This window comes from Streptomyces chiangmaiensis, from assembly GCF_036281785.1.
GTDB classification, from domain to species: Bacteria; Actinomycetota; Actinomycetes; order Streptomycetales; family Streptomycetaceae; genus Streptomyces; species Streptomyces chiangmaiensis.
The window spans coordinates 1-505 of sequence record NZ_JAYWVC010000771.1; the positions used below are offsets into that span (position 1 = coordinate 1).

The 505-nt window shown below is 70.5% G+C and carries 1 protein-coding gene; it reads left to right on the forward strand.

The genetic code is table 11. The annotated features are described in order from the left end of the window. Positions 1-355: transposase (locus tag VXC91_RS46850; RefSeq protein ID WP_329513402.1), on the forward strand; the 355-nt coding region annotated here is incomplete at its 5' end. Positions 356-505: the final 150 nt, after the last annotated feature.

The window sequence follows — 505 nt, forward strand, 5'->3', positions numbered from 1 at the left end:
GTTCGTCGACGCCTTGTATCGCGATCACGCCGAGGTCGAGGACAGGGTGAAAGCGATCAAGCAGGTCGGTCTCGGGCTGCTGCCGTCGAAATCCTGGCAGCTGAATGCCGCCTGGGTCCTCGCCGCCGCCCTCGCCGCGGACCTGGATGCCTGGACCCGTCTCCTCCTCCTGCCCGACGAGCCCGAACTCGCCGCCGCACAGCCGGAGACAATCCGCACGAAGCTCTACCACCTGCCCGCCCGCCTCACCTCCCACGCCCGCCGGCGCACCCTCCATCTCGACCGCACCTGGCCCTGGGCAGCAGCGTTCACCACCGCCTGGCAGCGTGCCACCCAGCTTCCGGCCCTCATCTGACGGCCGGCCCCCACCCCGACGACACGGAAAGGACAGGACGCACCACCCTCGGGCCCGTGGACCCCGACGCCCCCGCAGCGCATGCGAAGGCCCCTGCACCGACCGGACGGACAAACCAGGGCAAGGCGCCGGATCAACAGGACCGATCAG